The organism is Hydrogenophaga sp. 70-12, assembly GCF_001897365.1.
Classification (GTDB): domain Bacteria; phylum Pseudomonadota; class Gammaproteobacteria; order Burkholderiales; family Burkholderiaceae_C; genus Hydrogenophaga; species Hydrogenophaga borbori.
The window spans coordinates 1-9103 of sequence record NZ_MKSS01000260.1 but is presented as its reverse complement, the minus strand read 5'-3'; the positions used below and the strand labels follow the sequence as shown (position 1 = coordinate 9103).

Sequence of the window (9103 nt, the reverse complement as noted above, 5' to 3'; positions counted from 1 at the left end):
CGCCCAAGATCGTGGAGCTGGTGGCCGAGTACCTGCAGAAGCTCAAGGCGCGCGGCATCTCGGTGCTGCTGATCGAGCAGAAGCTCACCATCGCCATGAGCATTTCCGACCGTGCGCTGGTGATGGGGCACGGCAGCATCGTCTTCGACGGCACGCCGCAGCAGCTCAAGGCCGATCCGGCGGTGCGCAAGGAGTGGCTGGAGGTCTAGCCCAGGGGCCAGCGACCGACCCTGAGGTCGCAGGCCTGGTACAACGGCCGGATGGCGGCCGCACGCGCACTGGCCGCGGCAGCGTTCAGGCGAGGGGGGGCACGCGCTCGGCGCGCACGCCGCAGTACTGCCACAGCGCCCGCTCGGTGGCCTCCAGCAGCTCCCGCAGTTCCCGCGTCCAAGCCTCGCCGCCGGGCCGCTGGCCTTCCAGCCAACCCGCGTAGCGTTCGCGCGCGCGGGCGTGCAGGGCCTGGGCGCCCACCTCACCGGCCAGGCCCACCAGGGCGTGCAGCGCGGCCGACACGCCTTCCCGGTCGTCCGAGGTGGCCGCCTGCTCCAGTGATTGAACGTGGCGCCGCAGGTCCAGCAAGGCGCGCGGCAGCAGGTCGTCCAGCAGGCCGAGGCGACGGAAGTTCTCGATGCGCGTGGTGCTGAGCAGGTCGGCCGCGGGCGCCGGTGGCGGCGCCGCGGGCGCGGTGCTGCGGCCTTCCAGCGCGGCGCTCAGCGCGCGCTGCAGCGCGGCGGGGTCGATGGGCTTGCCCAGCACGCCCTGCATGCCGGCCTGGCTCGCGCGGGCCCGCACGGCCGCCGAGTCGTTGGCGGTGAGCGCCAGCACGGGCACGCGGCCGGCGTCGCCGGGCAGGGCGCGCAGGCGCCGCGTGGCGGCGATGCCGTCGAGCCCCGGCATGTTGATGTCCATGAGGATGGCGTCGGGCAATTGGCCCGCCTGCAGCATGTCCAGCGCCTGCTGGCCGTGCTCGGCCTCCATCACCGTGAGGCCCAGTTCGCCCACCAGGGCGCGCGCGATGGTGCGGTTGAGGGGCTGGTCGTCGACGATCAGCACGCTGCGGCCGGCCAGGGCCACGCTGGCCGGGGCCACCGTGGTGACCGGCGCGCCGGCGGGCGCCAGCGGGAAGCGCAGCGTGAACTCGGTGAAATGGCCCCACTCGGAGCGGCACTCGATGTCGCCGCCCAGGCCGCGCATGACGCGGCGGCAGAAGGACAGGCCCAGGCCCGTGCCCTCGGCCTTGCCGGTGGTCTGGAATTCCTCGAACAGGTGGGAGACGAACTCGGGCACGATGCCCGGACCGCTGTCTCGCACCACGACGCTGGGCACCGGCCGGGTGCTGATCGTGAAGCGCACCGTCATCTCCGGGTGCAGGGGGGCGTAGTACAGCGCGTTCTTCAGCAGATTGAAAAAGACCAGCTCCACCGCGGTGGGGTCGGCGCGGAAGCGGAAGTCCTGCTCGACCACCACCTGCACGCGCCCGCGCTGATCGGCGGCGTCGTAGGCGAAACGGTCCACGGCCTGGCGCACGGCGTCGGCGGCCGACAGCGTGTGCAGCCGGCCCTGGTCGGGCGCGTCGGGCTGCAACTGCTTGAGGGTGAGCTCGATCGCCTGCAGGCCGCGCGCGATGGCCTCGTGGCCTTGCTGGACATGGGTCAGCATCTGCTGCACCTGGGGCGGCGTGAGCGCCACGGGCTGGCCCGCGCCGCGGCGGCCGAGGGCGCTGGCGATGTTGTCGAGCGCGTGGCGCACCTGGGCGAGCGGGGTGCGCATTTCGTGCGCCACGGACCCCGCCAGGCCGATGTACACGCGCCGCATGCGCTCGAGCTCGACGCGCTTCTGGCCCTGATGCGACAGGGCTCCGCCCGCCACCAGCAGGGCCGAGCCGCCGGCGGCGAAGACGAAGTCGCGCGGCACGACGGGGTGGGGCGCCAGCAGGAAGAACAGGGCCAGCGCCAGCGCGTAGCCCAGCAGCAGGATGGCGACGCTGTTGCGCCAGTCGGCCAGCAGCACGATGAGCACCGCGCACATCACCATGTTCACCACGAAGGGCGTGCCGCCGCCGTTGCGCAGCATGGTGTACGACATGAGGAAGGACAGGCAGTAGAACACCACCCACCACGAGTAGACGATGTAGTAGGGCTTGAGGCGCTCGGGCCACCAGCGGCGCAGGGCCAGGCCGAGGCACAGGACGACGGCGGGCAGGCGCCACCACAGGTCGTCGTAGCCGCTGTCGGCGGCCGCGCGGCGCAGCAGGTACAGGATAGGGAAGGCAACGACACCCACCACGCCGATCCATTGCAGCAGTGGCCGGTCCAGCTCGTGGTGGGCCCGGTAGCGGTCGAACAGACTCCCCCCGCGTTTGCTCATGCGTCTCCTCGCCTCGCGATGTCATCCCCCTTGCCGGCCCGGGGGGAGGCGCGGCCCGCCGCTGTCGCACGGGCCGCCGGTGCTCGGCTCACTGTAGCAGCAGCGCCTCGCCGCGGGCCTCCAGCGGGGCGGGTGCGGTGACGGGTTCGTCGATGTGGAAGGCGCGCATGGAGGCTTCCAGCGTCGCCTCCACCAGCGCGCAGTCCAGGCCGGCCTGGCTGCGCAGGGCGTGGATCTGGAAGCCGAAGCGGCGGTACAGGCGGGTCATGCGCATGACGCAGGACCCATGCATGTGCTCCACCGGCTCGCGGCGCATCAGCTCCATCAGGGACAGGCGCAGCAGCGGCGTCAGCAGGTCGGCGCGGCGGTGCTCGGGCGCCATCACCAGGCGGCCGACTTCCCAGCTGTTGGGCCCCAGGATGGCGGGGTTGGTGACCAGGTCGGACCAGAAGCGCTCGGTCAGCGTCAAACCGTGGCCCGAGGGAATGAAGCGGATGGTGGCGATGGCCTCGTGGCCGCGCATCAGCGCCATGACCACGCCCGCGTCGTCTTTGCTGTCTTCCAGCGCGGCCAGGCCCGGGTCCAGCAGGTACTCCGACTTGAAGTCGGCCAGGTCGCGCAGGTGGGCGATGCGCATGCGGTCGGCGCGCGTGGGCAGCACGAGCGCGCTCAGGGGCTCGGGCGTCCGCCAGGGTGTGGTGCCGGGCGCGGACCAGGGGGTCAGGGGCCGCCCGATGGGGTGTGCGTTGCTGGGGGTGGGGGCCAGGCTGGCGAGGGTGTTGATCAGGTCCATGGGGTTCTCCAAACGAAAGGCGACGAACGGGGGCGGCGAGGTGTGCCAAAGTTGGCACTTTGAGATTGTCAATGGCCCTTGTCTCACGTGACGCGCCGAGAAACCCCGGTGTCGCGTGGGTCCTACGCAGTTCGGCGGCGCGCGCGCTGCTCCGGCTTTTGAAGCGGGCAGCGGCAAAGCGCGGGCCGATTAGCACAGCCGTATTCGTTTTGGCGGTGCGGGGTGCCAGGCGTAGCGAGAAGGTGCGCCCGGGCGTTTTGTCCCGACCGCGACAAACCCGTTTGGCGCCCCCGAAGGGTCTTTCTAGAATGCCAAAATCGAACGATCGTTCTTTTCCCAAAACCGCCATCGAAGGAACCCACATGACGGCTGAGTACAAGGTCCACGGAGACATCGCCCTCATCACGCTGAACAACCCGCCGGTCAACGGTCTGGGCCTGGCCACCCGCCTGGGCATCACGAACGGTCTGGAGCAGGCGCAGGCCGATCCGGCCGTCAAGGCCATCGTGCTCACCGGCGCCGGCAAGGCCTTTTCGGGCGGCGCGGACATCAAGGAGTTCGGCACGCCCAAGGCGCTGGCCGAACCCAACCTGCTGAGCGTGATCCTGGCGGTGGAGAACTGCAGCAAGCCCGTGGTGGCCGCGATCCACAGCGTGGCCATGGGCGGCGGGCTGGAGCTCTCGCTCGGCTGCCACTACCGCATCGCCGCACCGGGCGCCAACATCGCGCTGCCCGAGGTGAAGCTGGGCCTGATCCCTGGCGCCGGCGGCACGCAGCGCCTGCCGCGCGTGCTGGGCGTGGAGGCCGCGCTCAACATGATCGTGAGCGGCGAGCCCGTGAAGAGCGAGATGCTGGCCCAACTGCCCGGCCAGCGGCTGTTCGACAAGATGGCCAGCAGCCCCGAAACCCTGCTGGAAGAAGCCTTCGCCCTGGCCCGGGAAGTGGCCGCCAAGCACGCGGACGGCAGCCCGCTGCCCCTGGTGCGCCACCTGCCTTGCAAACACAAGGACGGCGACGCCTACTTCCAGTTCGCGCGCAACATGGTCAAGGGCATGGCCAAGCACTTCCCCGCACCCGCCAAGTGCGTGGACGCGGTCGAGGCCGCGACCAAGCAGAAGTTCGAGCAGGGCATGGCCACCGAACGGGAGATGTTCATCAACCTGATGTGGACGCCCGAGTGCCGTGCGCTGCGCCACCTCTTCATGGCCGAGCGCGCGGCCAGCAAGATCCCCGACGTGCCGGAAGACACGCCCCAGCGCAAGATCGACAAGGTGGCCGTCATCGGCGCCGGCACCATGGGCGGCGGCATCTCCATGAACTTCCTGAACGCGGGCATTCCCGTGACCCTCCTGGAGATGAAGCAGGAGGCCCTGGACCGCGGCGTCGGCGTGATGCGCGGCAACTACGAGGCCCAGGTGAAGAAGGGCAAGCTCAAGCAGGACAAGCTCGACCAGCGCATGGGCCTGCTCAAGACCACGGTGGACTACGCGGACATCCAGGACGCCGACCTCGTGATCGAGGCCGTGTTCGAGGACATCGGCGTGAAGGAGACCGTGTTCAAGAAGCTCGACGAGGTGATGAAGCCCGGCGCGATCCTGGCGTCCAACACCTCCACGCTGGACCTGAACAAGATCGCCGCCTTCACCCAACGCCCGCAGGACGTGGTGGGCTTGCACTTCTTCAGCCCCGCCAACGTGATGAAGCTGCTGGAGGTGGTGCGCGGCGACAAGACCGGCAAGGACGTGATGGCCACCGTGATGGCCGTCGCCAAGAAGATCAAGAAGACGGCGGTGGTGTCCGGCGTCTGCGACGGCTTCATCGGCAACCGCATGATCGAGCAGTACGGCCGCCAGGGTGGCTTCTTGCTCGATGAGGGCTGCACGCCCGCGCAGGTCGACCGCGCGATCGAGAAGTTCGGCTTCGCCATGGGGCCCTTCCGCATGGGCGACCTGGCGGGCAACGACATCGGTTGGGCGATCCGCAAGCGCCGCTACCAGGAAAAGCCCGACATGAAATACAGCAAGACCGCCGACCTGCTGTGCGAGAAGGGCCGCTTCGGCCAGAAGGTGGGCAAAGGCTGGTACGACTACAAGCCGGGCAAGCGCGACGCCATCCCGAACGCCGAGGTCGAGCAGATGATCGCCGAGCACCGCCAGGCGCTGGGCATCACGCCGCGCAAGATTTCCGACGAGGAGATCGTGCAGCGCCTGGTGTTCTCGCTGGTGAACGAGGCCGCGCACATCCTGGAAGAGGGCATCGCCAACAAGGCCAGCGACATCGACGTGGTCTACATCTTCGGCTACGGCTTCCCGGTGCACCGCGGCGGCCCGCTGAAGTACGCGGACGAGGTGGGCCTGTTCAACGTGATGCAGGCCATGAAGCGCTTCCAGAAGAACCCGCTCGACGACGCGGCCTTCTGGCAGCCCGCCCCGCTCATTCAGCGGCTGGTCGCCGAAGGCAAGAATTTCAACGGCTGATGGCCCGCACCGAATCAGGAGATATCACATGAGCAACGCCGTCATCGTTTCCACCGCCCGCACGCCGCTGACCAAGAGCTGGAAGGGCGCTTTCAACATGACCCACGGCGCCACCCTGGGCGGCCACGCCGTCCGTGCCGCGCTGGAGCGCGCGGGCGTGGAGGGCGCCGCCGTCGAGGACGTGATCATGGGCTGCGCCAACCCCGAGGGCGCCACCGGCGCCAACATCGCGCGCCAGATCGCGCTGATGGCCGACCTGCCCGTGAGCGTGTCGGGCATGACCGTCAACCGCTTCTGTTCCTCCGGCCTGCAGACCATCGCCCTGGCCGCCCAGCGCGTGATCGCCGGGGAGGGCGATGTCTACGTGGCGGGCGGGGTGGAGAGCATCTCCTGCGTGCAGCAGGAGATGAACCTGCACATGCTGCGCGACCTCGATCTGGACCAGAAGAAGCCCGAGATCTACTGGAGCATGCTGCAGACCGCCGAGCAGGTGGCCAAGCGCTACAACATCTCGCGCGACGCCATGGACGAATACGGCGCCGCCAGCCAGCAAAAGGCCTGCGCGGCCCAGGCCGCCGGCAAGTTCAACGACGAGATCGCCCCCATCACGGTGACCGCCGGCGTGGCCGACAAGACGATGGGCCTGATCACCAAGAAGGTGACCGTGGGCGCCGACGAGGGCCTGCGCGAGGGCACGACGAAAGAGGGCATCAGCGGGATCAAGCCGGCGCTGCCCGGCGGTGTCATCACGGCCGGCAACGCCAGCCAGTTCAGCGACGGCGCCGGCGCCTGCGTGGTGGTGAGCGAGCAGTACGCCGCTTCCCACAACCTCAAGCCCATCGGCCGCTTCCTGGGCTTCGCCGTGGCCGGCTGCGAGCCCGACGAGATGGGCATCGGCCCGGTCTTCGCCGTGCCCAAGGTGCTCAAGAAGCTGGGCCTGAAGGTCAGCGACATCGACCTGTGGGAGCTCAACGAGGCCTTCGCGGTGCAGGTGATCTACTGCCGCGACAAGCTGGGCATTCCGGCTGACCGCCTGAACGTCAACGGCGGCGCCATCGCCGTGGGCCACCCCTACGGCGTGTCGGGCCAGCGCCTGACCGGCCATGCGCTGATCGAAGGCAAGCGCCGCGGCGCCAAGCGCGTCTGCGTGACCATGTGCATCGGCGGCGGCATGGGTGCCGCCGGCGTGTTCGAGGTCCTGTAAGCGCACGCGCCGCCATGGACGCCGCCGGCGTGAGCCCCGAGGTGTTCCTGGCCATGGGACGTGAGCTGCTCGCGCAGCAGCCGTTCTCGCGCCTAATCGGCGCCGAGCTCGCCGCGCTCACGCCCGGGCGCTGCGAGCTGCAGGTGCCGATCGGCGAGGCGGTGAAGCAGCAGAACGGCTTCGTGCACGGCGGCGTGGTGAGCTACGCCGCCGACAACGCACTCACCTACGCGGGTGGCACGGCCATGCGCGTGCCCGTGGTCACGAGCGAATTCAAGATCAACTACCTGAGGCCCGCGGTGGGCGAGCGCCTGATCGCGCGCGCCGAGGCGGTGCACACCGGCCGCAACCAGGCCGTGTGCCGCTGCGACGTGTTCGTGCTGCGGGATGGCGAGGAGAAGCTGTGCGCCGTGGCGCAGGGCACCATCGCCGCCTTGCCACCCAGAACCTGACGAGAGACCTGTCATGAGCCTTCGCCCCACCGTCGATTTCCTGCTCAACGACTGGCTGGGGGTCGAGGCGCTGAACCAGCGCGAGCGCTTCGCCGACCACAGCCGCGAGACCTTCGACGCCGTGCTCGACACCTGCGAGCGCATCGCGCGCGAAAAGTACGCACCCTTCAACCGCACGGTGGACACGCAGGAGCCGCACTTCGACGGCGAGTGCGTGGTGCTGCCGCAGGCCACGCACGACGCGCACCAGGCCTATGCCGAGAGCGGCATGCTCAGCGCCGCGCAGGATTACGCCATCGGCGGCATGCAGCTGCCCTACACGGTGGAGGCGGCGGCCAACGCCTTCTTCGCCATGGCCTCGGTCAGCATCGGCAGCGGCATGCTCACCGTGGGCAACGCCAACCTGCTGATGGCGCACGGCACCGAGGCGCAGAAGCGCGTGTTCGCGCTCAACGAGTTCGCGGGCCGCTGGTCCGGCACCATGTGCCTGAGCGAACCGCAGGCCGGCTCCAGCCTGAGCGACGTGGCCACGCGCGCCGTGCCCGACGGCGAGGGCTTCATGGACGACCCGCTGGGCCCGCGCTTTCGGCTCAAGGGCAACAAGATGTGGATCTCGGCCGGCGAGCACGAACTGACCGAGAACATCGTTCACCTGGTGCTGGCCAAGATCCCCGGGCCGGACGGCAAGCTGCCGCCGGGGGTGAAGGGCATCTCGCTGTTCGTGGTGCCCAAGAAGCTGGTGGACGCCGATGCGCGACTCACCGGCGAGCGCAACGACGTGGCCCTGGCTGGCCTGAACCACAAGTGCGGCTGGCGCGGCACCACCAATACGCTGCTCAATTTCGGCGAGGGCCGCTTCCCGGTGCGGGGCGCGGCCGGCGCCATCGGCTACCTGGTGGGCCAGCCGGGCGAGGGCCTGCGCTGCATGTTCCACATGATGAACGAGGCCCGCATCGGCGTGGGCATGGCGGCCACAATGCTGGGCATGGCGGGCTACCACGCCAGCCTGGACTACGCGAAGAACCGCCCGCAGGGCCGCCCCGTGGGGCCGGAGGGCAAGGACCCGAGCCGGCCGCAGAGCCGCATCATCGAACACGCCGACGTCAAGCGCATGCTGCTCGCGCAGAAGAGCTACTGCGAGGGCGCGCTGGCGCTGGAGCTGTACTGCGCGCGCCTGGTGGACGAGCAGCACACCGGCGCGCCCGAGGCCGCCGACGAGGCGCGGCTGCTGCTGGAGGTGCTCACGCCCATCGCCAAGAGCTGGCCCAGCGAGTGGTGCCTGGAGGCCAACAGCCTGGCCATCCAGGTGCACGGCGGCTACGGTTACACGCGCGACTTTCCGGTGGAGCAGTACTGGCGCGACAACCGCCTGAACATGATTCACGAGGGCACGCACGGCATCCAGGCCATGGACCTGCTGGGCCGCAAGGTGCTGATGGAGAACGGCCGCGGCCTGCAGCTGCTGGCCCAGCGTTTCAACGCCACCATCGAGCGCGCCCTCCAGGTGCCCGCTCTGGCCGCGCACGCCAACGCCCTGGGCCAGGCCCTGGCGCAGTTGGGCGCGGCCACCCAGGCCGCCTGGGCCACGGGCAACCCCGCCGAGGCCCTGGCCAACGCCGTGCCCTACCTGCAGGCCTTCGGCCACACGGTGCTGGCCTGGGTCTGGCTGGACGTGGCCCTGGCCGCGCAGGCCGCGCCCGAGGGCGCGGCGCGCACCGGGCGGCTGGCCGCCGCGCGCTTCTTCTTCCACTACGAGCTGCCCAAGACCGGCGCCTGGCTCGCCGTGGTGAGCCGGCGCGACCCGACCTGC

The 9103-nt window shown here is 69.9% G+C and carries 6 protein-coding genes and 1 pseudogene; 5 read left to right on the top strand and 2 right to left on the bottom strand.

Going from position 1 to position 9103, the window contains the following annotated elements:
• Nucleotides 1-209, top strand: a pseudogene (locus BGO22_RS14450) (ABC transporter ATP-binding protein); the annotation flags it as partial.
• 85 nt (nt 210-294) lie between these two features.
• On the opposite strand, the gene BGO22_RS14445 reads toward BGO22_RS14450, so the two are convergent.
• A complete protein-coding gene (locus BGO22_RS14445; RefSeq protein WP_070398381.1) occupies nt 295-2367 on the bottom strand; it encodes an ATP-binding response regulator in 2073 nt (690 codons plus the stop codon).
• Nucleotides 2368-2455: 88 nt separating this feature from the next.
• A complete protein-coding gene (locus tag BGO22_RS14440) occupies nt 2456-3160 on the bottom strand; it encodes an N-acyl amino acid synthase FeeM domain-containing protein (protein WP_070398382.1) in 705 nt (234 codons plus the stop codon).
• Between the two features lie 362 nt (nt 3161-3522).
• On the opposite strand from BGO22_RS14440, the gene BGO22_RS14435 reads away from it, so the two are divergent.
• The 4 genes from BGO22_RS14435 to BGO22_RS14420 form a co-directional block, all read left to right on the top strand.
• Entirely contained in the window at nt 3523-5637 is a 2115-nt protein-coding gene (locus BGO22_RS14435) for a 3-hydroxyacyl-CoA dehydrogenase NAD-binding domain-containing protein (protein WP_070398383.1), read from the top strand.
• Between the two features lie 28 nt (nt 5638-5665).
• Nucleotides 5666-6841 (top strand): acetyl-CoA C-acyltransferase, encoded by a 1176-nt coding sequence (locus BGO22_RS14430; protein WP_070398384.1) that lies wholly within the window; start codon nt 5666-5668, stop codon nt 6839-6841.
• Between the two features lie 14 nt (nt 6842-6855).
• Nucleotides 6856-7293, top strand: coding sequence for a PaaI family thioesterase (locus BGO22_RS14425; protein ID WP_070398385.1), 438 nt, complete (start codon nt 6856-6858; stop codon nt 7291-7293).
• Between the two features lie 13 nt (nt 7294-7306).
• On the top strand, nt 7307-9103 hold a 1797-nt coding region (locus BGO22_RS14420; RefSeq protein ID WP_286851446.1), incomplete at its 3' end, for an acyl-CoA dehydrogenase.

Excerpts from the sequence above, each read along its gene's own strand:
- BGO22_RS14445 (WP_070398381.1), bottom strand. The coding sequence starts at position 2,367 with ATGAGCAAACGCGGGGGGAGTCTGTTCGACCGCTACCGGGCCCACCAC.
- BGO22_RS14440 (WP_070398382.1), bottom strand. The coding sequence starts at position 3,160 with ATGGACCTGATCAACACCCTCGCCAGCCTGGCCCCCACCCCCAGCAAC.
- BGO22_RS14435 (WP_070398383.1), top strand. The coding sequence starts at position 3,523 with ATGACGGCTGAGTACAAGGTCCACGGAGACATCGCCCTCATCACGCTG.
- BGO22_RS14430 (WP_070398384.1), top strand. The coding sequence starts at position 5,666 with ATGAGCAACGCCGTCATCGTTTCCACCGCCCGCACGCCGCTGACCAAG.
- BGO22_RS14425 (WP_070398385.1), top strand. The coding sequence starts at position 6,856 with ATGGACGCCGCCGGCGTGAGCCCCGAGGTGTTCCTGGCCATGGGACGT.